Here is a 26,643-nt window from a genome sequence, read left to right as displayed (position 1 = left end):
ATGTAGGGAGCATCTCTGACCATGTGAGCACGACATTGGTGAATCTGACCTATAGGGAGATAGGAAATGTCTTATGTATGTCTGGAACATACAAGACCCTGCACGGCACCGCCGCAGGCTATAGATTAGAATGAAGCTATGGCATTGATGAAGCTAACCAAATAACAAAATCAGCCACATGAACCCACAACAGATATTTAGAAACTTGTTATCCGACAAGTAAACAAGCTTTTGTCTAACAGTCAGCTAGAAAATGATCGTCTCTTAGTCGTAATAAATGAACCTGCCCCGATTCTGTCGATTAGAGGCTGCTTTTGTTGATCCTGATGCTGCTGGTAGGGGAATAGGCAAATTACTTGCCGCCGAGTTGGAAGTGCAGGCTAAAAAAGCGGGAGTAAAAGAGTTGAGCTTATCTGCTTCATTAAATGCCGCTGGTTTTTAGCAAAGTTTAGGATATGTCGCCGGAGATGAGACTCGCTGGCGGCACCCAGCAGGTATCGAGCTTATGTGCATTGCCATGAGTAAATTATTATGAGGTTTATTTCTTCATGCATTGGGAGAGCAGCTTAACGAAGAAGTCACTGCCTTTGCGCTGGGTAAATTCGATATTACGTTCGGGAATGGATTCAGGATCCTTATAACTGGCTAGTGCTTGCTCCATGCTAGCCTCTCGAATGATATGCAGCAAGGGGTAGGGGGAGCGATTGGTGTAGTTCGATGGCTCATTCATAGGCTCGCCGTCGAAACAGTAATCCGGATGCATGCTGGCAAGCTGATAAACGCCTTCATAGCCTTGTTCTACAAGCAGATTGTTGGCCGCATCCACCAGATCAAGATAAGGGTAGAAGCCCTCGAAACCACGGGAGACAATAAACAGTGTGGTCTCAACCTCTGGATTGTCATCCAACAACTTACACTCTGTTATCAAGGCTTCGAGTACATTATGCATCTTGGATTCCTCGATCACCGTGTAGCGTATGCTGCCACGTTCGACTTCCCGGCGAGCGAACGGACAGATGTTGAACTTCATTATCACTTTTTCTACCCAATTTTGAGTCTGCTGAGCGATGAGCTGAAGTGCTTTGTCTTGTTCGTGTTGTGACATGCCGGCCTAGCCTTAATCTGTGTTAGTAATGCATCAATGGCGGCAAGGATAAGCAGGAAAGGCTGAGTACGCAAGCGCTCCGTGTCGAAGTTAACACAGAGCGCTAAAAAACAGAGTTTATGGCGCCACCATGGGGATGATCGACGCCACGAGTAGCAGTGCCATTGAGATGTTGAATATCTTCTGTTGTTTTTCATTCTTAAGCAGGCGTTTAAGGGCGACGCCAAAGCCTAGCCAAATCATGGCGCAGGGAAAGGCGACACCGAAGAAGACGGCCGCGATAGTCAAGACTTGCGGTGTTAATGCCGTGTCGAGATTGGTGAAGGTGGCTACAGCGCCCACGGCCATGATCCACCCCTTGGGATTGATCCATTGAAAGGCTGCTGCCTGTATGAAACTCAATGGATTCGATGTCTGTTTGCCTTCCATCTTACTGCTGCTATTAGCGATAAGCCATGAGAGGTAGAGCAGGTACGCGATGCCGATATATTTGATGACCAAGTGAAGCACAGGATAGAGCTGGAACAAGGTGCTCATGCCTAGCCCAATGGCGAGTACCATGCAGGGAAAACCTAGACAGATCCCGGTTAAGTGCGGCAGGCTGCGTTTGATACCAAAATTTACCCCAGAGCTCATCAACATGACATTGTTCGGCCCCGGGGTTATCCCGGACGAGAAGGCAAACAGAGTAATAGCTAAAATGAGTTCCATATGAGACCTGTTGGGGAAATCGGGATGACATCTTAGCTAAATTGGTTAGACAATGAAGAAATTATTTCCAATCGTAATCAGTTTAGTACCCAAATTGATAGCTAAGATCGTCAAAATAACTATGTTAGATAACTCATGGGCAAATGTTTTCAATTTTGGTTACTTATGAGTCAGCTCAGGTTAACCTTTGCTGTGTTATTGTTGAGGCATTGGAAAATTGTTGAGTGATATCGAAAAGGAACCTCATTATCAAAAAAATAATCTGCTTATTTTTAATCACACTCTTGACGGCTTGCGTCTCTGTCGAGCAAGTTGAAACCAGCTCTACGCGCACGACTATGGTGACAACGGGTGATCTAGGTTTCATTTCTGACAAAACATCTCGTTTTGCCTGGCATCCTTCATTGGAAAATGTGGTTGCGGATGAGAGACTTGACGGTGATAAAGTCGTTCGTCATATGCGCGCCTCGATCATTCAGATAATGGAGTCTAAAGGTTACCGACTCGTGCCCATAGATGAGTCTCCGGATCTGCTGATAGGTTTTGGTTTGGCACTCGAGTCCGACATGAGTGATGCGGAGATCTTGAGTAAAGCCGGATTAGTGGCTGGCTTATCGACTGCTGGTATCGATAGCGAACAGTATGAAAAAGGCTCTGTGTTAGTGGTGTTATTTAAGCCTATGCAACTAGAGCCTGTTTGGCGTGTGTTAGCACAAGGTTTTACCGACTTTAAGCAGTCTGGTAAAGCGAGGCAGCAACGTTTTGATGAACTTATCTCTTTAATGTTGAGAAGCATTCCTCGCGTTTAATTTTAAAGATAGAATTTAGGAGAAGGATTTTTACATCCTCTCCTCTAAATTTTCAATGACAGGGATCTTGGTATTTATGCTGATTTCATTTTGGGCTTTAGCTGGCATCGTATAGACTGGGATTTCTTAGAAAAACCTGTAATCGTTTCACCTCTTTCGAGGTGAAATTCTGCTTAAGATATGCTGCAATTTTTATCCCGTATTCCTCAGCATCCGCATACTCTTCATTTATTGCCAGCCGGAACTTTCGATAATCTTTTACCCGCGATCTCCACTCATCTTGCGCTATTTTTACTATTTCTACTCTGGCTGATACTTCCGGCGTCATCTCCGCTGGTTGAGTTTGCCTGCCATTGAGCAGGGCGGCAATTTTTGCGGCTTGAAAGCTGGGAGCGAGCGCTTGTTGCTCTGACTCATCTAACTGACTTATCTGATGTGCCAGTAATAGTCGTTTCTGTTCTGGACCCAGAGAGGTATCTTGCCTGATGGCCGCTCTGGCTATCGCTTGTTGGTCGTAAGCATTGTCTTGTGCGAAGAAGGCTTGGATCTCCTGCTCACTGAAAAATTGAAATTGGCTAGCGTGAGCCTGCTCGATAAATGCCAGGCTTTGGCTCATTTGCATATCTTCATCTATGCAGGGGCTGAGCTTTTTTATCTTGATAAGAGCCAGTTGATAGCCACGATAACGCCCGAATAAGGCCAGAAGATAGGCTTGATCAGTCGAGTCTAATTCTAGCGTGTGAGCCAGTTGGATTAGCTGAGGCTCTAAGGGCATTTGATGCTGTTGATATTCTAAGATGATGTCATCGAACTTCCATCTTAGTGCCAGCTCCAGATTTAATGGCTGACTAATCTCCAGAGGTGACGGTGGAACCTCTGCTGTTGGTAAGCTAAGTGTTGGGATTTCTTCCTCTGATTTACTGGTTAATTTGGGTGAGGTGCTTCGATGTTCGGTCGTCATAGCCGGAGACAGAACCAAACCAAGGGTGAGTAATATTAACGAAATCAGCCCAAGTATGCCGATAAGCTTAGTGAGTTTTTTTCTTGGCTTAGTTCTGTCGTTCATGTTTATACCAATCCTATTCAATAGATTAGAGTCCTAGTTGGGCTAAACGACTTAGGTGCTGTCTGTATAGAGTGACAGGATTGGTTTCAAACCAGCTAACCAGACCGAAAGTCTGATTCACTTCATCTAAGTGATTCATCTGGTAGTTATCTTTGATGACTAAGCCTAAGTGAGAACTACAACTTGAGACCAGTCCATCGTTGGGCTCATTAAATAGCAGACCCGTTAGACTCAATGGGTAATCGCTGGCATCGAACACATGGGTGAGTTGACCGGAACCTGACCAGGAGAAGTAGTACACACCGTTGTCACCGAGTGCTGAACCTTGGCCACAGTATTGGGCCGGAATGCCTTCGGGATAGCGCTGATTAAACGCGACTGAACCGACCGTAGTGAGTGACTCCATCGCAGCTATGGTGTCACTCGGCAGACCATTATTGCCGGAGATCCCGGCAATGATCGAGGCTAAGGTATTAAAACCTTGCTGAGCAAGCCATTCTATCGCCGAGTCGACAGGTACTGCACCACGAGCGAAATCGGCGACCTTGCTGCCCCAATTTACGCCACCGATAGAGGTCACCGATGCCACCATTTCAGGACTGACACTGGCGACGTAACGTATGGTTGGGCCGCCGTGACTGTGACCAATCAGGTTGACTTTATCGGCACCGGTTTGTGCAAGAACGGCTTGGACGTAATTGCGTAATTGCTCCCCCCGCACTTCACTCGAATTCGCTGGTGAAACATTCGCGACAAATACTTGTGCACCTTGTCGCTGTAGCGTTTGAGGTATCCGGTAGAAGTAATCTATACCCCAGATATCATCGAAACCAAATAAGCCGTGAACCAGCACTATGGGATATTTCGTCGTCGATGATGATGTGCTGGCCGTCGCATTGAATGAACTTGATAAGCTCAAAAGCAAAATTGTAAGTGTGTAGATCCATCTGTTCATGTTATTCCCTAGGGACTGGTTAATTTGTCTTGTTGGATAAGTCATTTATAGTTAACGGTCTGTATGAAAAATGACCGCCCGTTATTATTGTTATCTTAATAAACAGGTGGGATCAAGCTCTGTTTTCTATTCAAAGTCAGGTAGGATAAGAGTTGTGGGAGCGTTTAAAACTAGCGGTTGGGGGGGGAGCTGAGTGACGGCGTTAGATGTTGGAGCTGTTTAAGACGCAAGCCACTTTAGCTATTGCTAATAAAGTATTTTTTAATCGTAGTTTTATGTGTGCCTGCGATTTTCATATTTAGCCGTATTTATAGCAAGCTAAAAAAGAAGGGCTGGCGAATGCCAGCCCTTCATCAAGAGTCAGAGGGAAAATTAGAAGCTGGTTTTCACCCCAAGGTTTACCGTGGTGCCTAATCCCTTAATGTTATAACCTGAATAGGTATACGCTTGGGAGCGAGCCGAGTAATAGTCTTCATTAAGGAGATTTTCGATTCCCATAGATAACTGCCAGTTGTCAATTTGGTAGCTGCTACTCAAGTTCACTATGTTATAGCTGCTAACCGGCCCTTGTGTGCCTATGTATTGACCATCGACTGGCTCGAAGCGTTTACGCTCACCTACATAAAGGTAATTTAGGCCGATTCTGGCTTGCTCTATTGGCTGCCAGTCGAGTGTCGCGGTGAACTTAGGTGCCGAGATGGTTTTACCGTCGAGATAAGTATCTTTATCGGTGTTTTTACCTTCTATCCAGCTGTAACTGACGCTGGTGGTTAAGTTATCTTGTAGCTGATAATTGAGCTGAGCCTCATAGCCCCAGATTTTCTGTGGTTCGCGAACTGGCATGTAGACACCGGTTTCTACTACATATTTACTGCCGGTACCCAGATCTGAATTGCTGCGATAAGCGGCAACTTCATAGGTCAGATCCGCAAATTGGCCCGACAAACCCAGTTCATAGTTATCGACGATTGAGGCCTGGGTACGAATAAGCGAGATATCATCTACTGTAGCGGTACGTAATAATCGGCCAAGATCTGAGATGTCAGAGCCCTGAGAGAAGCTCATAAATGGGCTGAAATACTCATTCATATTGTATCTGATCCCGACATTGAAAGTGGTGGTGTCATAATCGATATCCCCCCCTTTAACGTTCATAGGGATTGAACAGGTATCGGCACTTTTGCACACTTTTAGTGTCGGATAGTCATCGACACTAAGATCGACACTGTCTTGACGAATACCGGCTTTAACAATCCAGTCTCCGTCTATCACTATCTTGGTCTGCAGGTAGGCGGCCAAGTTGGTCATGTCCATCTCTGGCACCCAGATCCGGCCGTCATCCAGGGGTTGAGAGCTAACATCGTTAAGTGCATCCAGGCCATAGATAAAGCTGATCTCGATATCATCCCAATCAACTTGGGTATTGAAGTTGACTCGTAACCCTTTTTTATCAGACTTAATCAGCGATTGGCCGCCGGCATAACCCTCACTGGGGTTCGACAGACTTGTCGAGTAGAAGAACATGTTTTCAATAACTTGGGCATAGCCATCGACAGTGAGTTGAGTATTGCTGAAGAACTCTTCGTCGATATATTTCAGCATCAGATTGTGGTTACCACGGGGTCCTTGAGGTTCGCCTAGTTTTGGCCCACCCGAGGTGTTTTTGATGGCATAGGTCTTAACGCCGCTATTGATGCTACCGACAACGTCCACATAATCGGCTTCTTGTTGAGCATCGAAATAGTTATAGGTCAGCTGCAGATACTTCTCTTCGTCGAAGGCATAGCCGAATTTGGTGAATAAATTTTTCGATTTACTCTCAGATAATCCATATTTAAGACCGATCACATCGCCTTCTGAGTCGCGCTGTAAGCCCGTCTCTTCGATTGCAGCGCTCAATACATAACTGAACTTATCGACAGTACCGTCTATGGATGCATCGAAGCGATAACCCGGGGTATCTTCGAACTTTACCGCGCTAAACTTGCTCGACGCGCCTAGCTGGACTCTGGCCTTGTCATCACTACTGGCCTTCTTGGTGATGTAGTTGATGATACCGCCCGAGGCACCATTACCATAAATTGAAGTCGCGCCCTTGATCACTTCGATGCGTTCTATGGCTCCGGCATCGATGGAACGAACACCTAACTGACCATTTCTGAGTGGCGTCGACTGTGGTACCCCATCGATCATGATGAGCGCCTGTCGGCCACGCAATGTTTGCCCCGAATTACTGGAGGTGCCTGAGCTGGGCGCCATTCCCGGTACGCGGAACGCCAGTATATTCTGCAGCTCTGAGCTGATCAACATATCTTGCTTAAGCATTTTATTGTCGATCAAGGTGACCGAAGATGGCACTTCATCGATGCGTTCGACACTGCGACTGCCTGTGATAATCATGCGTTCCATGGAGATATCGGCCGTGGAGCGGGCGTTATCATCGGCTAAGACGGAGAGTGAGGGGAGTGCAAGGCAAAGCAGTGCACATCGCGTGGCAATGGCCGTTTTGCTAAGTGAAAATGACATGTCTGGTCCTGAATGTAACAAAGTTTCCGCGAATGATAATTGTTAGCATCACAATTGACAGATCATTTACATTTTATTCACTCATGTTGCGAGGTGTGTTTGGTTCAACCGGGTTTTGTGACTTTGATCGCACTTTATATATGATGACCGATGAAAACACTCAAATATAATGCCTGCATTCTCCTAAGCGGAGAATTGATGGTGTATACCCGCGACGTCGGGGAGGAAGGGGATAACGTTACAGTGTTAGATCAAAATCACTCAGGATCATCGCTAAGAATAGACTAGGGATAAATAAAAAGCTCATGGTTATCATGAGCTTTATGTTTTACCTAACAGAGACTATCAGCAATATATTTAGCCTACACTGATCTCATATGAGGTAAACTTTCTCAGATTAATCACGCCAGTATCCAAGATTAAATACTGACCTTTTATGCCGAGTAATATGCCACTGACCACAGGATCTTTGTCGAAGTTATGTGAACTGATCTTGGTTGGAAATTCGGTGACGGGGAAGTGGATTGTCTGTATCTCTTCATCGAGCTTCTCGATGGCATAGTCGCCATGTTCCATGCATATCTCATGGATCTTTTTCTCGACTTCCGGCAGTAATTCTGCGGCTTTCGCTTTTAAATCTATGTCTTGTGCATTGCCCTTTAGCATGGTGCGCCAATTGGTTTTATCGGCGATCATCTTGGCTAATTCGACTTCGACGAGTCCGGAGATCTGTCTGGTCGAGACCTTCAAGATAGCTAAACCTTGGGTGGCTCCCTGATCAATCCATCGGGTCGGAAGTTGGGTGTGACGTGTGATGCCAACCTTGAGTCCTGAGGTATTTGACAGGTAAACGTAATGAGGCACGAAACAGTTAGCCTCTCCCCATTCTGGCTCCCGGCATGTGCCCTGGGCGAAATGACAAGTTTCGGGCTTCATGATACACATGTCGCAGCTGGCTAGCTTTCTCATACAGACGAAACAATGGCCCTGAGAATAGCTCTTCTTGGTACGTTTACCACAGTTACTGCAGCATATTTTACCTGTATGTGTGAGGGTGACTTGGGTACCTATTAGCGGATTCATGGCTAATAAATCATTGCCTATGGGCAACTGATACTGCACCTGCTGGTTATCATCCAGTGTGGCGCGCATCTTCTTAATGGTTCCTAACATATTTTTTTCCTATCATTGGAAACTTTATCGTTTTCCTACAATTTCGAGCATGACATTGATGATCTTAATGGCCTCATTATATCAGGTTGTTGATTTAACTCTTGATTGATTTAATCGATTGCGAAGTGATTTTGTAAAGAAGCATTCTGTAGACTAAGTTAACTAGGATTGAACCGAAAGTCATTGAAGAAGACATCGAAGAGAAGGTTCTCTTCGATGTTGAGACTGTTTCTTTCTTGGGTCGATAGCTATTGAGTAAGCATCTGCTTTAGCGGCTAATCTTATCGAGTACCACATCGTCACCTATAGCATAAAGAGCTTCACATAATTGTTCTTCTTGCTTGGGGTTTTTCATGCCGAGCAAGAAGTTGGCTCTGAATAAGGCGACGCCAGTGTGGCAGGCCGTCTCATACCGACTGCTGAAGTGTTCGATATTGATACCCAGGGCGCTTATTTTATTGGAGATGTCATGTACCAGACCGGGTCTGTCATAGGCGACGAGTGAGAAGCTAAGATGTTGTAGTTTGTTGGGCTGCTTGCTGGTCTTGGCATAGGTCAGGCTCAAGCCTTCGATACATTCCAGATTCTCGACTAAGATGTCCCAGTTGGATGCGGGCACCTCTAACAGGAGTATGGCGGCAAAGATACCATCGATATGACGCAGTTCAGAATCCAGCCAATTACCCCCATGGCGACTCACCGCGTGGGCTATCTGTTCAACTAGGCCTTTTCTATCTGCGACCTGCAGTGTGACTAGGTAACGTAACATATTGATACTCCTTCATGATTTATTTTTTCTATCCTTGTTCTGGCACTGTAACACTAGTGTAATCTTTACGTCATATAATGCCACACATCAGAATAATGAGATTGCTTCTAAACTATTTTTAGAACAATCCCAGTGAAAAGTCTACTGGCTATTTAATAAACGAGGTTCTAATGGAAACTCAGGTAAAACAACCTGATTCTAAGGCTCATAAGCTACTGATGGGGAGAGGCTCAAGCGGCAGGGCTATTAAGGATAAGTTGACTCAAATTGGGGTGACTATCGGTGGAGCTATGGTTTTTATCGCTCTGTTGTTAATTTTCTTTTATCTGCTCTATGTTATCAAGCCTATCTTCGATGACGCCGAAGTGTCACCTGTATCGAGTGTGGATATTCATGATTCAGTTCCAGCCCTGATGGTCGGAAGCGATGAACAAAATGAGATCATGTACCGCGTATCTCAAACTGGTCGAGTCGATTTTTATGATGTTAGCTCATCACAATTAATTGAAACTGAGCAGTTGCAATTCCCCGAGGGGAGTCAAGTTGTCAGTAGCTCAGCCTCAGTGCCAAGTGAACAGAGGTTTGCTTTCGGACTCGATAATGGTCAGGTGATCATTGCAGATCTCGAGTTTACCGTGACTTATCCAGACAATAATCGACTCATCACACCTAATTTGAGATTCCCTAACGGCAAGGCGGCCATGACTGTCGATGAACAGGGGCAGTCGATAAACAATCTCGCATTCAATTACAGTAGCGATAAGATGACCTTTGCTTATCAGGGAGATGACAAAATTTGGCGTCTGTCACGTCAGGAAGGTGAAGAGAACATGATGACCGAAGAGGTCGAATGGTTTGCTTATAGCGGCATCATCGACGATGCTCCGGTACGTGTTCAGCAACAATTGATGACTCCGGATCAGCGTCAACTCCTGCTCAGATCAGACAATAAACTCTTCGTCTATGATATTCGAGATGTCGAAGCAGTCTCCCTGAGTCAAGTATTAGAGCTGGGGCGTACTGGTGTCAATGTCACCAATGTTAGCCTACTAGCAGGGGCAAGCTCTGTGTTGGTGAGTTACGATTCAGGTTTGGTGCAGCAGTATTTTCAGGTAAATGGTAAGCAAGGGCGTCAGTATCAAGAGATACGCGAATTTAGAAATCAAGGCGGCATTAAGAGTGTAGCCGCTGAATTTTATCGCAAGAGCTTTGTCACTATCAGCGAAAATGGCCAGTTGTCGTTGCTCTATACCACCAGCCAAAGAAAACTGTTTTCCAAAGATTTCAACTTAAATAATCTAGGTACGCTGGGCTTTAGCCCACGCTCTAACGCCTTAGTGGTGGAAGCCGACAACAAGTTACACATGTTCAGTGTTTCAAATACTCACCCTGAAGTGTCATGGAGCGCCATGTGGAGCAAGGTGTGGTATGAAAGTTATCCTGAGCCCCTATATGTGTGGCAGTCGACTTCGGGATCCGATGATTTTGAAGCCAAGTTGAGCCTGATGCCATTGGCGTTTGGTACCATGAAAGCCGCTTTCTACGCCATGATGTTTGCCACTCCCTTAGCGATTGCCGGCGCCATCTATACCGCCTACTTTATGACGCCCAAGGTGCGCGCCGTCGTCAAGCCAACCATCGAAATAATGGAAGCCTTGCCCACGGTAATACTCGGCTTCCTCGCCGGTTTATGGCTGGCGCCCTTGATCGAGGATCACTTGCCGGGGATCTTAGTCTTACTCACCCTGTTGCCGCTCTCGATACTGACCAGTGCTTTCCTCTGGCATAACTTGCCGGATAAGGCTAAACAGTTTTTACCCGAAGCCTACCAGGAGTTGATGTTGATCCCGGTGATCTTATTCGTCGGCTGGTTCTCCTTCGCCATCAGTCCCGCACTGGAAATCGCCTTCTTCGGTGGTGATTCAAGATTGTTTATCACCAATGAGCTGGGTATCACCTTCGATCAACGTAATGCTCTGGTTGTCGGTATTGCCATGGGCTTTGCGGTCATTCCAACTATTTTCTCGATAGCCGAAGATGCGGTGTTCTCTGTGCCTCGTCACCTTTCCAACGGCAGTTTGGCGCTGGGTGCGACCACCTGGCAGACACTGACTCGGGTAGTCTTATTAACTGCAAGCCCGGGCATCTTCTCCGCCATCATGATGGGAGTGGGGCGTGCGGTTGGTGAAACCATGATCGTACTCATGGCGACAGGAAACACGGCCATAATGGAGTGGAGTGTGTTTCAGGGCATGCGCACCCTGGCGGCGAATATTGCCGTCGAAGTGCCTGAGTCGGCCATTGGCAGTTCTCACTATCGGGTACTCTTCCTCGCGGCCTTCGTACTGTTTATTTTCACCTTTATTTTCAACACTATTGCCGAAGTGGTCAGACAGCGTCTACGTGAACGCTATAGCTCACTTTAATCGCTCACTTTAGTAGCAAAGACATGATGAATATATATATGAACATGAATATATGGGTTTTACAGTTGCAGTTATGGAGAGACTCTCATGGGTAATTGGTTTAAGTCGGGTTCTCCTTGGGCTTTGGGAATGAATGACATGGTGCTTGTTGCTAAGTTTGATCTACTTCTTGGGGGGCAGTGTCATGGGTAATTGGTTTAAATCGGGTTCTCCTTGGGGCTGTGATATGACAGGTGGTGCGGTATGTTCAGCACACGATGTAGGGGGAGACTCTCATGGGTAATTGGTTTAAATCGGGTGCTCCTTGGATCTGGATGACAGGTGGTGCGGTCAGCATCAGCTTGATTGCAGTACTGGGCCTACTCTTGATGATTGCATGGCGGGGCTTGAGTTACTTCTGGCCTGCTGAAATATACCAATGGGAGATGCAAGATAATCATGGGACAAAATATACACTCATTGGGGAGATCTACGACACCGAAGAAGTGCCCACCGAGCAACTGATCTCGGCTGGTCATGTGTTTAAAGAGGCGCAGGGTGATACGGTGACCCGTTATTTAGTTAAAACCGGTAACCGTGAATTTGTTGGTCTGGATTTTCGCTGGGTCCTAGCCACAAATATCATCTCTCGCAGTCGACCTCAAGATATCGCGGTTATCGAGCGCAGTAAGAATGGCGATTTTTACGGCTATCCTGTGGCTGTCATAGAAAATGGTAAACGACTCGACTTCGCTAATGTCGAAGCCTCGTTCGAGTCTCACATCGAACGCTCTGTGGCGCTCAATGATAAGGCGGTGGATCTGCAGAAGGGGGAAATAGGTTCGATAAACTACGCCATCGAGAAGCTTCGTCTGCAGGGACGTGGTTATGAACTCGATGGTAAGCTGACACCTGTGATTAAGGCCGACTTAGCCCAGAAACGGGCGGATCTACAGGCTCAATATTTGATTGTAGAGAAGAAGTTCTTCGGGCTCAGGGAAGAAGCGGGTCGGGATTCGGTCGTTATCAAAGACATGCGCGGCGTGGAGGTGACCCTCAAACTGGATAGCATTTTGGATGTGACTTATTCCAACCGTTTGGGTCTGCTGGATAAATTGGGCCATTGGTTTGTCGGTGTTGGCCGTTTCGTCAGTGACGATCCTCGTGAAGCCAACACAGAGGGCGGAGTGTTCCCAGCTATTTTCGGCACCGTATTTATGGTGATGCTGATGGCTGTGATTGTGACGCCATTTGGAGTGGTTGCGGCGGTTTATCTGCACGAATATGCCAAGAAAGGTCCTGTCACTAAGATGATCCGCATCGCCGTGATTAATCTGGCTGGTGTGCCCTCGATTGTTTACGGGGTGTTCGGCTTGGGCTTCTTCGTCTATATGTTCGGCGGCAGCATAGATCAGCTGTTCTTCCCCGCAGCACTACCGGCGCCGACATTTGGCTCCCCGGGTGTACTCTGGTCAGCATTGACCCTGGCCATCCTGACCTTACCTGTGGTTATCGTGTCGACCGAGGAAGGCTTGAGCCGCATTCCAAGCTCGGTACGCCAAGCTAGTCTGGCACTGGGTGCTACCAAGGCGGAAACCCTGTGGCGCATCATCTTGCCTATGGCGAGCCCGGCTATCATGACTGGACTCATTCTGGCCGTGGCGCGCGCCGCGGGTGAAGTGGCTCCCTTGATGTTGGTGGGCGTAGTCAAGCTCGCGCCAACCTTGCCTATCGATATGAACTTTCCCTTCGTGCATCTGGAGCGAAAATTTATGCACCTAGGTTTCCATATTTATGATGTGGGCTTCCAGAGTCCGAACGTAGAGGCCGCGAGACCTCTGGTTTACGCCACCTCGTTCTTGCTGGTTACTGTCATAGTGTCATTGAACCTGACGGCGATAGCGGTTCGAAACCATTTACGTGAGAAATATCGCTCACTAGAGCATTAATATTGGCTAGCAAGTAATGTAAACTCAGTATGATAGAGACTAATACATTACTTTTACGCTGCAGCTATAAACCAAGACGTTGTCACACAGTGACTCAGATAGAGATGCGTAGCAGATCTATAAAGTGATAGGACATAACATGATTTCGATAGATAAGTCAGCGATGAGTACTAAATCAGTGGACTTGAAAAATTTGAGCCAGGAAGACACAGCCCTGGAGATCAGCAACTTATCGCTGAAATATGGTGATAAACAGGCCCTGTTCGATGTCTCTATGAAGATACCAGAGAAACAAGTCACCGCCTTCATCGGTCCCAGTGGTTGTGGTAAGTCCACCCTGCTGCGCTGTATTAACCGCATGAATGATCTGGTGGATAATTGCCATATTAGCGGTGAAGTCCTGCTCCACGGACAGAATATCTATGATAAGAAGGTGGATGTTGCCGCCCTGCGTCGTAACGTTGGCATGGTATTCCAGCGTCCTAACCCGTTTCCTAAATCAATTTATGAGAATGTGGTCTATGGATTGCGCCTCCAAGGGATAAACAATCGCCGCGATCTCGATGACGCCGCCGAAAGCTCTCTTCGTGGCGCGGCTATCTGGGATGAAGTGAAAGACAGACTTCATGATAACGCCTTCGGCCTGTCTGGTGGTCAGCAACAACGCTTAGTGATTGCTCGCGCCATCGCTATCGAGCCCGAGGTATTACTACTGGATGAACCCACATCGGCTCTGGATCCCATCTCGACCCTGATCATCGAAGAGTTGATCAGTGAGCTTAAAGCTAAGTATACCGTGGTGATAGTGACTCACAACATGCAGCAGGCGGCGCGGGTGTCTGATCAAACCGCCTTCATGTATATGGGAGAACTGGTCGAGTACGCCGATACCAATACCATCTTTACCACACCACAGAAACGTAAGACCGAAGATTACATCACGGGTCGTTACGGGTAATTAAGACTAATGTAGCGTTAGTCAACAAAGCCAGGTCCAGTGAGCTTAGCCCTGGACTGAGATACTGACAAAAGGGTTAACACCGATGGACAATATGAATTTAAATAAACACATTTCGGGTCAGTTTAACGCCGAGCTGGATGATATTCGCAACCGCGTCTTGGCCATGGGCGGACTGGTAGAGCGTCAGTTGGAGCAAGCGCTGGATGCGATTGCCGACCTAGATGCTGAGCTGGCTCAGCGAGTGATCGAAGGCGATCATAAGGTCAATGACATGGAAGTCGCTATCGATGAGGAATGTGCCCGTATCATCGCCAAAAGACAGCCTGCGGCGAGTGACTTAAGGTTAGTGCTGGCCATCTCTAAAACCATCACAGATTTAGAGCGTATCGGTGATGCTTGTGTGAAAATAGCCAAGGTCGCCCTAGAAAAACGTTTGAAGAAGCAACAACCCCTGCTGGTGAGTCTCGATAGCATGGGACGCCACGCGACGCGTTTTCTTCATGGCACCTTAGATGCCCTGGCGCGCATGGATGCTGATGCCGCTTTCGCACTCCATAAAGAAGACGCTAAGCTAGATAAAGAGTATGAAAGCACCATCCGCCAACTTATGACCTATATGATGGAAGATCCCCGCTCAATACCCGAGGTGTTTGATGTGCTTTGGGCAACAAGAGCCGTAGAGCGTGTCGGCGATCGCTGTCAGAATATCTGCGAATACATCATCTATTATGTTAAAGGTAAAGATGTACGCCACGTTTCTTATGAAGAGATGGAAAAGGATCTGAATTTATAACTAAGTCATCGAAAAGATGTTCGCATCATATGTCTTATGCAGAGATGGAAAAAGATTTGAATTTATAACTATCCTAGCGTCTGAGTAGAGAAGATGTCCGCACTCATATGTCTTATGCAGAGATGGAAAAGGAGCTGAATTTATAACTAAGTCATCGAAAAGATGTCCGCACTCATATGTCTTATGCAGAGATGGAAAAAGTGTGAATCCTTAGGTTAAATGTGGACTCCACTATCGTGTCACCTTGATTTAAAGCAGCTTATCGCTGCTTTTTTTTGTTTTTGTGGTCGAGCCGCACATAACTGCATAGATATATAGGTTATTATATTAACGAGTTTTGTGAGTATCTGATTTTTTGACAGAGCAAGATATGATTATCGGGTTCTGTCGATAAATCGATAGGCAAATTCTATTTAATAGCTGGGCTGCAGCTGCTCTAACACCTTGGGATTTCAATTTGGGATCGGATCTTGTGTTCAGGAGTTAGCGTGAGCCGGACTCACCTAACCGAGAGTCTTGGGCAGGGTTATTCAATATGATTTGTTGCAGCATCTTTACCACAGAATGCAACTTTCTCGTGGCAGCATATACTTAACCTCTGGCGGATTTAATGCGCCACGGTGTGAGTGTGTCGTGCTTCGGGAACCGAGCGGCGTCATCATCATTAATTGTGTGCCGCCGCATGTTAACGTGCGGGAGCTATATGTCTATTAAGACCAGTATCAATCCACCTGTTTTTTTTCCATCATTATTTCTCATCATCTTGATGGTGTTCGTCGGCTCTGTCTGGCCCGAACAAGCCCAAGAAGTATTCAAATCGGCTCAGACCTGGTTTCAAGTTAAAGCCGGTTGGCTCTACATCTCAGGCGTAGCCATCTTTCTTATTTTTATCATCTTCGTCATGTTTAGCCGTTTCGGTGATATCAAGCTTGGGCCAGATCACGCCGAACCCGATTACAGCTATAAGAGCTGGATAGCCATGTTGTTTTCTGCTGGTATGGGCATAGGCCTGATGTTTTTCGGCGTTGCCGAGCCGGTGATGCACTATATGTCGCCACCGGATGCCACGCCTGAGACGATTCAGGCGGCAAAAGATGCGATGAAGATAACCTTCTTCCATTGGGGGATCCATGCTTGGGCTATCTATGCCGTCGTTGCCCTGAGTCTGTCTTATTTCTCCTATCGTCATAAATTACCTCTGCTGCCCAGAAGTGCTCTTTATCCCTTGATTGGTGAGCGAATTTATGGACCCATAGGTCATGCGGTCGATACGTTTGCCGTGCTAGGCACCATGTTTGGTGTGGCTACCTCGCTCGGTTTTGGAGTGTTGCAGGTTAACTCGGGCCTCAACTATCTACTCGGTGTGCCAGTGAATGCCATGGTGCAGGTAGGCTTGATCATCGCTATTTCGCTGATCGCCACCTTGTCGGTGTTCTTAGGTCTAGATAAAGGGGTTAAGCGTCTCAGTGAACTCAATCTGGGGCTGGCGGTGCTCTTGTTGGTTTCCGTGCTCATTTTTGGTCCCACGGTCGAATTATTACAGGCCTTCGTGCAAAACACCGGTGCCTATCTGAGTGATATAGTGGGTAAGACATTTAACTTATATGCTTATGAACAGAAGAATGACTGGATAGGTGGCTGGACCTTGCTCTATTGGGGCTGGTGGATATCTTGGTCTCCTTTTGTCGGCACCTTTATCGCACGAGTTTCCCGCGGCAGAACCATCAGAGAGTTTCTGATCGGCGTGTTACTCGTGCCTTCGGCTTTCACCTTCTTGTGGATGACGGTATTTGGTAATACCGCCATAGATGCCATCATGAATCATGGTGCTACTTATCTGGCCGAAGCGGTTTCATCGGACGTGTCTGTTGCCCTGTTTGTGTTCTTCGAACACATGCCTTTCTCGACATTATTGTCGACGATAGCCCTGTGCCTAGTGATCACTTTCTTCGTCACCTCGTCAGATTCTGGCTCCTTGGTGATAGATAATCTGACTTCGGGGGGCGATCTAGAAGCTCCCGTGTGGCAACGTGTCTTCTGGGCCCTACTTCAGGGTGTGGTAGCTTCGGTACTCTTGCTGGCTGGTGGTCTACAGGCCTTGCAGACAGTGGCTATTGCCAGTGCGCTGCCATTCTTGCTAGTGATGTTGTTGATGTGCCTAGGTCTTTATCGGGCGCTGCGAGATGATTGGATCAAGCTCAACAGCGTGCAGTCACATAATACCAGTGTGCAGTACAGCAAGACTGATGTGGATTGGGAAGACCATCTCGATGTCCTAGTGTCCCATCCCAGTGAAGATGATGTGCAAGAGTTCCTCGAGCAGGTGGCGACCCCGGCGCTGACTCAGGTGTGTGAGAGCTTCATTCGCCGCGGTATTCCGGCTAAGGTCATCAATTTAGATAATCGAGTCAGGTTTGTTATCCCTAGTGAAGATCATAACGATTTTGTCTATGGCCTGCGGATCAGAGCCTTCACCATTACCAATCCGTTAGTCAGCGAAGTCGACGATGGTGAGACTGATTACTATCGCGCCGAAGTCTTCCTCGAGCATGGCGGTCAGCACTATGACGTGATGGGATTCACTCAGAAACAGATCTTGGCCGATGTGGTGACTCAATATGAGAAGTACAACTACTACCTGCATATCTCAAGTTCAGAATATCTGGGCGGGGATGCATAAGCCGAACTGTGTTTTTAGCTATAACCTTTTCGTGGAAAATCGGTTAAACAGTTAAATTTACCCTGTAGCGATGTTATTATCGCTACAGGGTATTTTTTTGCTATTTTATCGGCCACTAATAAGGTCAGAATCGATAGCTGTGAGTAGGATTAAAGTATATGTCGGTAAGCCAAGGTCAAAGTAAACTAGATAAAGTATTAGCTGAAGCCAGAGATTATAAAGCGAAGCGCGAAACGGGATACCGTGAGCAGGCGCTGAAGTTATATCCATGGGTGTGTGGTCGTTGTACTCGTGAGTTTACTCACTCAAATCTGCGTGAGCTGACCGTGCATCATAGAGATCATAACCATGATAACAACCCATCCGATGGCTCAAACTGGGAATTACTCTGTCTTTATTGTCATGATAATGAACATTCGAAATTTGAAGAGTTGATTCAGTACGGTGCGACTACTGAGACAAAAGTAGAGTCGGCAACCTATAACCCCTTCGCCGATCTTAAAGGCATGATGAAAAAATAGTCTGCCGGCGAGACAATTAAGAGATATGTGCCAGTATTGGCGATATCTCTTTTAATATGCTTTTTTATCTCAATTAACGCTCACTCGATGCAATTCTAGCCTCGGCTGCTAGCCATTTCTGTCGACTGATACTGCTACTTTCGCTACGTTCACCTGGGGCTAGTTCGGTCTTACGCTGGGCTATTTTCTCCCATACCTGAGTTTTAAACCCATCGTCCCCCGCACTCCAGCCGACAATCTCATCGATAGTCCGGTAACACCCCATACAGATGTCATCATGGTTTAAACCGCATTTGGCCACGCAAGGTGAGTGAATCATAGGTTTCGGCTCAGATGTTAATTACAAAATTATTGATCGATATTTTAGTGGTCCTGATCACTTTTTTCAAGGGCGAGTGAGATAATCGCAATAGAAGGTCGAAGGTTAATTAGCATGTTAATTGTGTATCTTATGTATTGATTATGTGGATATTTGAGCGTCAATGCAAAGAGACTGAGGGGCATTGAGCCGAGTTATAGCCTAGCGCGCCTTAAGCAATAGCTGAAGCTGTCTGCCGATGCTAGGCTTTACAGCATGGTGATCATATTTTAACTATTTGGGCTTTCACTAAATAGTAAATGTTACTGGGGGCTTTATGAAAGCGTTGCTACGCTTAAGTGTTTTGGTTGTGCTGGGTCTGCTTACGACCGCATGTTCTCTGATAGAGGTAAAACTTGAAAATGGCGTGGTGCCTCTGCCACAAGAGCAACTCAATATGCGGCTATTTAGCCGTGATTTTAGCAGCACTTTTTACAGTCGAGTCGAACAGACTGCCGACCATATTTTAGCGCTTGAACCTAGTGATGAGCAAGGTATCTATCTGAAATCTAACGCTCTGATGTGGAAGATAAATGCAGAGCAGGCGCTACAGAAGGCTATTTTTCAGACCTCACCATTGGCTGCCATGGTCGATACCTGGGCATTTACGGCGCAGATGAGTGAATTTTATGACACGGGGGCGGGTAAAGCCCTATTTGGCGCACAACAAGCGCAGGTTATCGCGACCAGTAGGGCATTGGCAGCTCAGTTTGAGAAAACGGTTAAAGGCTTCGTCTCTCAGAGTGACTTCAACAATAACCGTGAATTTATCAAACAGTACGTGCTGGATAATCCCCTTATCGACATCACATTCAGTCGCAATTCGGCATTCAATGATTGGTTAATATTCAGAGAAATCAATGAATTTGAAGCCGTGACTAGCTTAGGTTCTGTGCCAGAAGTGATGAGTGATATGTCAGATCGTATGGCGATGATCTCTGAGCAGATGCCCAAAATATTAGCTTGGAAAGCCGAGCTCTATGCCCTGCATTCCAATATCAATGCCGAAGAAATTCAGGCTACGCTGGTGAGTATCGGTGAGACATCGGCGAGGTTTCAGGAATTGATGGCGCAGAGCCCTGAGATGATGCAAAGCTTAGCCGTGGATATGCGACGTGAGCTGAGCCCCTTGCTGCAGCAACTCAGTGATTCTACCGACGACAAACTTAAGCAGCTATCGGTTGAGCGTCAGGCACTAGAGTTAATGGTGAAGAATGAGCGCTTAGCTCTGGAAAATATGGTAGCCAGAGAGCGTATCGCCGCGGCAGCTAACCTGGATGAGATCTCCAAACACACGGTAGAGGTCGTTTTTCAGGAGTTGACCAAGACGCTTAAGAGCCTGATCCTCTATTTCGTCCTCTTCTTGATGGCGATCTTCTTCGCGCCTCTTAGTCTAGGTGTCTGGTTAGGCAGGAGAATGGGAGATAAGAAAGCCAATAAGGCCTAGAATCTAGATCCTAGATCCTATTTTCATCCACACACTTCTACTTTATAATATTGACTAGCTGCTAGCTCTGTATCATGCAGGGTTAGCAGATGTCTTATCCTATAAAAAAGAGTGCCAATATCTTGCTAGAAACCTCCCATCGCCAGCGACTCAAGCAACTCGATGCATTATTAGTTCAGAGTCGTGTGTTATGGCAGGTGAGAGCGTTCGACTGCACGCAATTACCCTGGGAGAAACAGTTTCCCTGTTTGGCGGAAAAAGTGTGGTCGATAGCCGATGCCGATATCGATGCACTAGATAAAGCTCAAGCTAAACTCAACGCCGATTTGTTGCCGGCTCTGCAAAGAGACCTGGCTCGACATGATTTTGTGTGGCAACTGGACTTGCTCCAGCAAGTGGCCCCAGTGTTAACTGATGGGCACACAAGCCAATTGCAACACGCGCCGCAGCTCTTGTCTGATAAGCAAGCTGCTCATTTCAGCGCTGGAATAAAAGGGCGTAAATGGTCACAGATCACGGCATTTGCGGCTCAAATCAAGCAAGATAGCAGCGAAGTACTGGAGTGGTGTGCCGGAAAGGGCCATCTTGGTCGACTCATCGCCAAGGCTCATTCTCGTCCTGTGGTGAGCCTAGAGTGGCAGCAGAGTCTGTGTGATGCAGGCACAAGATTTGCCGATAACTGGGATCTGCCGCAGGAATTTATCTGCGCCGATGCCTTTGCGCCTCAGCAGTCTAAGCTAAAGCAGGAACAGCTGGCCGTTGCACTGCACGCCTGTGGCGATCTGCATGTGCGCTTGTTAAGGCTGGCATCTCAGGCAAATACCCGCTCGATTATCATCTCTCCCTGTTGTTATCACCTTATTCAAGCCGAGCAGTATCAGGGAATGTCGCAAGTGGTACTCGATAGCGAATTGGTGTTATCCCCACATGATCTGCAAGTGCCACTGCAACACAGTACCCTTGCCAATGCGAAACAGGTCGAATATCGCCATAGAGAGATCGTTTGGCGTCTGGGATTTGATTGCTTGCAGCGAGAGGTGAATCGAAGTAGGCGATACCTCCCCATTCCATCGATAAAGCAGAGTCAGCTGAATGAAGGTTTTAAGGCATTCTGTCATTGGGCAGCGGGGCAAAAATCTGTACAATTACCTGTCGATCTGGATGTAGATTTGTACCTTGAGTTAGGCGTTCAGAGACAGAGACTCACCCGACGCATAGATCTAGTCGCCCATCTGTTTCGTGACATTCTGGAACATTGGTTACTGCTCGATAGAGTCTGCTTCCTCGAAGAGCAAGGTTACTCGGTCAAGCTCACTAGATTCTGCAGTGAAGCCATTACCCCAAGAAATTCACTGATTTTGGCGGAAAAAACAGCAAACTAATGTTTAGCCTATAAAGGATTAACTAAGTGTATGTTTTTATAGTTAAGATATACTGATTTATGTTTATTTTTTTATTTTAGAGCGCATTTTTTTTATCGAAAATGCAGTTTATGAGTGAAAAAACCGTAGCTATGACGGTTTTTTATTGAATCATTAGCCTTTTCTTGCTCAAATGATGGGTTAATACTAAATAATAATACTTATTGGCTGAAGTCGCGCCGATATTGAGAGCGAAATAATACTGTTTCATGAAATATTCCCGAGTCTTTATCAATAGCCTGGCATATGAACTGGCACCTGAAGTTGTGTCAACTTCCGAATTAGAATCTCGTTTGGCACCTCTATATAAGAAGTTTCGCATCCCTATGGGGCAACTTACTGCGTTGACCGGGATCACCGAGCGGCGTTGGTGGCCAAAGGGTCATAGATTATCAGACGGTGCCCTGGCTGCTGCACACAAGGCTATTGATGAAACCGGCGTGAAAGTGAGTGATTTAGGCGCCGTTATTTATACCGGAGTTTGCCGCGATCAGCATGAGCCAGCGACGGCGTGTCGTATCGCTGCCGAGCTTGGGGTGTCGAAAGATACCGCCATCTATGACATCAGTAATGCGTGTCTTGGCGTGCTCTCTGGCATCTTAGACATTGCTAACCGTATCGAACTCGGTCAAATTAAGGCTGGCTTAGTGGTTTCCTGTGAATCAGCGCGTCATATTGTCGATATCACCATAGATAATATGTTGGCCGATCAAACCATGCAGAACTATGCCCAGTCTCTGGCAACCCTAACCGGTGGTTCTGGCGCGGTAGCCGTCTTGCTTACCGATGGCAGCTTGTCATTGAATACCGATCGTCAACATCAGCTTCTAGGCGCGAGTCACCTTTCGGCACCTGAGCACCATAATTTGTGTCAATGGGGCCTGCAGGAAGCGGGTTTACATCTCTACCGTGAGTTTATGCGCACCGATGGTGTGACACTACTCAAGGAGGGGGTAGAGCTTGCTCGTCATACCTGGAGTCATTTTCTGGAACAGCGTGACTGGGTGGTGGAGCAGGTCGATAAGGTGATTTGCCATCAGGTGGGGTCAGCAAACCGCCTGAAAGTGCTCAATGCACTCAATATTCCTCAAGAGAAAGAATTTCCTACTTACCAACTGCTGGGCAATATGGGCTCGGTTTCTCTGCCTGTCACGGCAGCAATGGCCCACGATCAGGGTTTCCTTAAAAAAGGTGACCAGGTGAGTTTCTTAGGCATAGGCAGTGGACTTAACTGCATGATGCTTGGGATCAAGTGGTAACGAGCTGCAGCCAATAGTGCACACTTAGCGCGTTTCAGTCCCAATCACCCTATAATCACGTTACGCGCCTCGAGTTTGAGGCGCAATGATGCAAAGAATATTTAGGAAGAGTCATGTTAGACACTCTGTTTCCCTTCAAGCGCAATTATCTCGACAGAAACGGCCACAAGTTACAGTACGTAAATGAAGGCCAAGGTGAGCCTGTGGTCATGGTTCATGGCAACCCTAGCTGGTCTTTCTATTATCGAAATCTGGTGTCTGCTCTGAGCAGTAACCATCAGTGTATCGTGCCGGATCATATCGGCTGTGGCTTGTCTGATAAGCCCGATGACAGTGGCTACGACTACACATTAAAGAATCGTATTGACGATCTAGAAGCCTTACTCGAACATCTAAACGTCAAAGAGAATATTACCTTAGTCGTACACGACTGGGGCGGGATGATAGGCATGGGTTATGCTGCGCGTTATCCCGAACGGATAAAACGTCTGGTCATTCTCAATACTGGCGCGTTTCATCTGCCTGAATCTAAGCCGTTCCCTTGGCCCTTGTGGATCTGCCGTAATACCTTGTTAGGTACGGCTCTGGTTCGTGGTTTCAACGCGTTTTCATCCATCGCCTCCCATGTCGGTGTTAAACGTAAACCTATGCCGGCTGAGATACGTAAAGCCTATGTGGCGCCGTTCAATTCTTGGGCTAACCGGATCTCGACCTTGAGGTTCGTGCAAGATATTCCTCTCAAAGAGGGGGATAGAAACTATGAGTTGGTCTCTGAAATAGCCGCCAGCCTGCCAAAGTTTGCCAATGTGCCGACTATGATCTGTTGGGGCCTGAAAGATTTCGTTTTTGATAAGCATTTTCTTGCCCAGTGGAAAGTAGAGATGCCCCATGCGGTCGTGCATGAATTTGCAGATTGTGGTCACTATATTCTTGAAGATGCCACTGATGAAGTCGTCGGGCATATTACTCAGTTTATGAACAGCGACTCTGGCGCTGTTTAATACTCGCGGTCAGCTTTTTAGCGAGAGGATAAAATACCAATAAGCGGTCAAAATTGACCGCTTATTTCATAGAAAGGTCATCGAACATGTCAGCCTCTTTAACTGCCAAGCCGTCTTCAACAGCAGCAGACAGTGTCATTAACAGCGACATTCACACCAGAGCGGGTGCTAATCTCTGTCGTCACCTCATTAGCGCCGCGAGCCATTCCCCTGAAGATCTCGCCGTAGCGGTACAAACTGCTAGCGGGTCTATTTTCTCTGCCAAGACGCTGCAATATCAAGAGCTCAACTTTTCCGAGCTCAATCAACAAAGTGATCGTTTAGCCCATGGCTTAAATGCCTATGGGATAAGGCGTGGCATGAAGGCGGTGTTGATGGTGACCCCGAGCATCGACTTTTTTACGCTCACCTTCGCCCTGTTTAAGGCGGGTGTTGTGCCTATCTTGGTGGATCCCGGCATGGGGGTGAGAAATCTCAAGCAATGTTTTATCGAATCTCAGCCCGATGCCTTTATCGGCATTCCTAAGGCGCACCTAGCCCGTAAACTCTTTGGTTGGGGCAAGGGCTCGGTTAAGCATCTGGTGACAGTAGGTGGTCGCAGTTTGTTTGGCGGAGTCACACTGGAAACCATCGCAGCACATGGCTCATCAGAGCCCTATGAGATGCTTATGCTAGCCCAAGATGAGATGGCCGCCATTTTGTTTACCAGTGGCAGTACAGGGACGCCCAAGGGGGTGGTCTACTCCCACAAGATGTTTGAAGCTCAGATAAGCGCGCTGAGAGATGATTACGGCATTGAGCCCGGTGAGCGTGATCTGGCTACGTTCCCGCTATTCTCGCTGTTTGGTCCCGCATTAGGCATGGCCTCGATTATTCCAGAGATGGATGCCAGCAAGCCGATAACGGCCAATCCTGAATACTTGTTTGCCGCTATCGACAAGTACCAATGCAGCAATATGTTTGTCAATCCGGCTTTGATCGAGAGGTTGGGGCAAGCGGGCGTTCAAGAGGGACAGGGCACTGGGGCGAGTAACCATAAGTTGCCCAGCATAAAACGTGTCATATCCGCCGGCGCACCAGCGACTATTTCTTCTATAAAACACTTTAGTCAGATGCTCAGTGATGGCGTGGAAGTGCTTAACTCCTACGGCGCCACCGAGTCACTGCCCTTGAGCAAGATGGGCAGTCAGGCACTGTTTGACACCACGGCCATCACAGATAATGGTGGTGGAATTTGTGTCGGTGACGCCATCTCAGGGGTGGATATTGCCATCATAGCGATCACCGAGAAACCTATTGGGATCTGGAGCGATGCGCTCAGGCTGGAGTCAGGCAAGATAGGTGAGATAGTCGTTAAAGGCCCCATGGTGAGCCGCAGTTACTATCGCCGTGATAGCGCGACCGAGCAGGCTAAGATTAAAGATGGTGGAATGATACGCCATCGTATGGGCGATCTCGGTTATCTCGACAGTGAAGGCAAGTTATGGATGTGTGGCCGTAAGGCCCATAGAGTCGATGCTGCTAGTGGTAAACGCTATTTTTCCATACCCTGTGAACGCATCTTCAATACCCATCCCCAAATCAAGCGCAGCGCGTTAGTTGGCGTTGAGGTCGATGGGGATGCCAGCTCCCCAGAGATAGTGCCTCTATTGTGCATCGAGCTGGATAAATCTCTGCCATGTTCGCTTGGCGCCAGCTTGTATGCCGAGCTTATCGCCATCGCCGAGCAACATAGCCAGACGCTGGGGATCAGACGTTTTCTGATTCATCCTGAGTTCCCCGTGGATATTCGGCATAATGCGAAGATTTTTCGTGAAAAATTAGCCGTCTGGGCCCAGAATAAGCATAAGGAATAATCCATGTCAGCTCGTCATGTCTCAGCCCGCTCACCAGAGGCTACATCCGTTTTAGACGGTTTTCATGCCTTGGAACAAGCGGCGCTCCATGCGCTTAAGGCCAAGGCGAGTCATGCCCTTGTCACCGGGGCCGGCGGTTTTCTAGGTAAGGCTATCTGCCAGCGTTTGTTGGCTTCCGGCATTCGAGTTACCGGGCTTGCTCGAGGTGATTACCCTGAACTGACCGATATGGGCGTGAATATGGTCAGAGGCGATATTGCCGATAAAACGGCCGTGCTCGATGCCATGAAAGGTTGCGATCTGGTTTTTCATGTGGCATCAAAGGCGGGTGTCTGGGGTAGCAAGCAGAGCTATTTTTCACCGAATGTGGATGGCGCGGCTAATGTCATCAGTGCGTGTCAGCAACTCAATATTAGCACGCTTATCTATACCAGTACCCCGAGTGTGACCTTTGCCGGTGAGGACGAGTCTGGGATCGACGAGAGTGCGCCTTATGCCACTCACTATCTGAATCATTATGGCGAGTCTAAGGCCGTTGCCGAGAAGATGGTGCTCGAGGCCAATAGTGGTGCACTGAAGACACTGGCGTTGCGTCCTCATCTTATCTGGGGGCCTGAAGATCCTCATCTGGTACCGCGTGTAATAGACAGAGCCAAAGCCGGACGACTCAAGCTAGTCGGCCAACAAGATAAGCTGGTGGATACCATTTATGTGGGTAACGCTGCCTATGCGCATATCCTCGCCGCCGTTAACTTATGCAGTGAGGATGCGTCGGCCGCGGGTAAGGCCTATTTTCTCAGTAATGACGAGCCTATCACCATGGCGGCCATGTTGAATAAGATTTTAGCCTGCGCTGACTTGCCCGCAGTGACCCAGCG

At 47.4% G+C, this 26,643-nt stretch carries 22 protein-coding genes; 14 read left to right on the top strand and 8 right to left on the bottom strand.

The window, feature by feature from the left end:
- Window positions 1–277: 277 nt before the first annotated feature.
- The gene (locus tag HRU42_RS14430) at window positions 278–442 is read left to right on the top strand and encodes a GNAT family N-acetyltransferase (RefSeq protein ID WP_295032024.1); all 165 of its coding nucleotides are present in this window, start codon (window positions 278–280) and stop codon (window positions 440–442) included.
- Window positions 443–538: 96 nt separating this feature from the next.
- Here HRU42_RS14430 and HRU42_RS14425 read toward each other — a convergent pair whose 3' ends face one another.
- Both HRU42_RS14425 and HRU42_RS14420 read right to left on the bottom strand, forming a co-directional pair.
- A complete protein-coding gene (locus tag HRU42_RS14425; RefSeq protein ID WP_295032023.1) occupies window positions 539–1,105 on the bottom strand; it encodes a DUF1415 domain-containing protein in 567 nt (188 codons plus the stop codon).
- Window positions 1,106–1,222: 117 nt separating this feature from the next.
- A complete protein-coding gene (locus tag HRU42_RS14420) occupies window positions 1,223–1,816 on the bottom strand; it encodes a LysE family translocator (protein ID WP_295032022.1) in 594 nt (197 codons plus the stop codon).
- A 224-nt stretch (window positions 1,817–2,040) separates the two neighbouring features.
- Between HRU42_RS14420 and HRU42_RS14415 the strand changes: the two genes are divergently transcribed.
- A complete protein-coding gene (locus HRU42_RS14415; protein ID WP_295032021.1) occupies window positions 2,041–2,625 on the top strand; it encodes a DUF4136 domain-containing protein in 585 nt (194 codons plus the stop codon).
- Window positions 2,626–2,722: 97 nt separating this feature from the next.
- Here the strand turns inward: HRU42_RS14415 and HRU42_RS14410 are convergent, their stop codons facing one another.
- From HRU42_RS14410 to HRU42_RS14390, 5 genes are all read right to left on the bottom strand, one after another.
- Window positions 2,723–3,691 carry a lipase chaperone family protein gene (locus HRU42_RS14410; protein ID WP_295032020.1) on the bottom strand — a complete coding sequence of 323 codons (969 nt, stop codon included), beginning with the start codon at window positions 3,689–3,691 and terminating at the stop codon, window positions 2,723–2,725.
- 25 nt (window positions 3,692–3,716) lie between these two features.
- Entirely contained in the window at window positions 3,717–4,646 is a 930-nt protein-coding gene (locus HRU42_RS14405) for a triacylglycerol lipase (protein ID WP_295032019.1), read from the bottom strand.
- Window positions 4,647–5,018: 372 nt separating this feature from the next.
- A complete protein-coding gene (locus HRU42_RS14400) occupies window positions 5,019–7,172 on the bottom strand; it encodes a TonB-dependent receptor (RefSeq protein ID WP_295032018.1) in 2,154 nt (717 codons plus the stop codon).
- 357 nt (window positions 7,173–7,529) lie between these two features.
- Window positions 7,530–8,345, bottom strand: coding sequence for a DUF2797 domain-containing protein (locus HRU42_RS14395; RefSeq protein WP_295032017.1), 816 nt, complete (start codon window positions 8,343–8,345; stop codon window positions 7,530–7,532).
- A 268-nt stretch (window positions 8,346–8,613) separates the two neighbouring features.
- Window positions 8,614–9,114, bottom strand: coding sequence for an ACT domain-containing protein (locus HRU42_RS14390; protein ID WP_295032016.1), 501 nt, complete (start codon window positions 9,112–9,114; stop codon window positions 8,614–8,616).
- A 170-nt stretch (window positions 9,115–9,284) separates the two neighbouring features.
- Between HRU42_RS14390 and HRU42_RS14385 the strand changes: the two genes are divergently transcribed.
- The 6 genes from HRU42_RS14385 to HRU42_RS14360 all read left to right on the top strand — a co-directional run bounded on the left by HRU42_RS14385 (window position 9,285) and on the right by HRU42_RS14360 (window position 18,423).
- On the top strand, window positions 9,285–11,540 hold the full coding sequence (locus HRU42_RS14385) for an ABC transporter permease subunit (RefSeq protein WP_295032015.1): 2,256 nt from the start codon (window positions 9,285–9,287) through the stop codon (window positions 11,538–11,540).
- 275 nt (window positions 11,541–11,815) lie between these two features.
- Window positions 11,816–13,468: a phosphate ABC transporter permease PstA gene (pstA, locus tag HRU42_RS14380; RefSeq protein WP_295032014.1), complete on the top strand. Its 1,653-nt coding sequence runs from the start codon at window positions 11,816–11,818 to the stop codon at window positions 13,466–13,468.
- Window positions 13,469–13,607: 139 nt separating this feature from the next.
- Window positions 13,608–14,426 carry a phosphate ABC transporter ATP-binding protein PstB gene (pstB, locus tag HRU42_RS14375; protein ID WP_295032013.1) on the top strand — a complete coding sequence of 273 codons (819 nt, stop codon included), beginning with the start codon at window positions 13,608–13,610 and terminating at the stop codon, window positions 14,424–14,426.
- Between the two features lie 85 nt (window positions 14,427–14,511).
- Complete coding sequence (gene phoU, locus HRU42_RS14370; protein ID WP_295032012.1) at window positions 14,512–15,222, top strand: phosphate signaling complex protein PhoU; 711 nt, start codon at window positions 14,512–14,514, stop codon at window positions 15,220–15,222.
- Window positions 15,223–15,925: 703 nt separating this feature from the next.
- Window positions 15,926–17,902, top strand: coding sequence for a BCCT family transporter (locus HRU42_RS14365; protein WP_295032011.1), 1,977 nt, complete (start codon window positions 15,926–15,928; stop codon window positions 17,900–17,902).
- Between the two features lie 158 nt (window positions 17,903–18,060).
- On the top strand, window positions 18,061–18,423 hold the full coding sequence (locus HRU42_RS14360) for a YajD family HNH nuclease (RefSeq protein ID WP_144047353.1): 363 nt from the start codon (window positions 18,061–18,063) through the stop codon (window positions 18,421–18,423).
- Window positions 18,424–18,496: 73 nt separating this feature from the next.
- On the opposite strand, the gene HRU42_RS14355 is transcribed toward HRU42_RS14360, so the two are convergent.
- A complete protein-coding gene (locus tag HRU42_RS14355) occupies window positions 18,497–18,742 on the bottom strand; it encodes a DUF1289 domain-containing protein (RefSeq protein WP_295032010.1) in 246 nt (81 codons plus the stop codon).
- A gap of 316 nt (window positions 18,743–19,058) precedes the next feature.
- Between HRU42_RS14355 and HRU42_RS14350 the strand changes: the two genes are divergently transcribed.
- The 6 genes from HRU42_RS14350 to HRU42_RS14325 all read left to right on the top strand — a co-directional run.
- A complete protein-coding gene (locus tag HRU42_RS14350; RefSeq protein WP_295032009.1) occupies window positions 19,059–20,228 on the top strand; it encodes a chemotaxis protein in 1,170 nt (389 codons plus the stop codon).
- Window positions 20,229–20,317: 89 nt separating this feature from the next.
- Entirely contained in the window at window positions 20,318–21,610 is a 1,293-nt protein-coding gene (locus HRU42_RS14345; RefSeq protein ID WP_295032008.1) for a methyltransferase, read from the top strand.
- Window positions 21,611–21,858: 248 nt separating this feature from the next.
- Window positions 21,859–22,908 carry a 3-oxoacyl-ACP synthase III gene (locus HRU42_RS14340; RefSeq protein WP_295032007.1) on the top strand — a complete coding sequence of 350 codons (1,050 nt, stop codon included), beginning with the start codon at window positions 21,859–21,861 and terminating at the stop codon, window positions 22,906–22,908.
- Window positions 22,909–23,021: 113 nt separating this feature from the next.
- Window positions 23,022–23,909 carry an alpha/beta fold hydrolase gene (locus tag HRU42_RS14335; RefSeq protein ID WP_295032006.1) on the top strand — a complete coding sequence of 296 codons (888 nt, stop codon included), beginning with the start codon at window positions 23,022–23,024 and terminating at the stop codon, window positions 23,907–23,909.
- A gap of 86 nt (window positions 23,910–23,995) precedes the next feature.
- Entirely contained in the window at window positions 23,996–25,765 is a 1,770-nt protein-coding gene (gene oleC / locus HRU42_RS14330) for an olefin beta-lactone synthetase (RefSeq protein ID WP_295032005.1), read from the top strand.
- Between the two features lie 3 nt (window positions 25,766–25,768).
- A partial coding sequence (locus tag HRU42_RS14325; protein ID WP_295032004.1) for an NAD-dependent epimerase/dehydratase family protein occupies window positions 25,769–26,643 on the top strand: 875 nt, incomplete at its 3' end.

The organism is Shewanella sp., assembly GCF_013214165.1.
Lineage (GTDB): Bacteria > Pseudomonadota > Gammaproteobacteria > Enterobacterales > Shewanellaceae > Shewanella.
The sequence above is the reverse complement of the archived record's forward strand: the minus strand, read 5'-3'. Positions and strand labels throughout refer to the sequence as shown.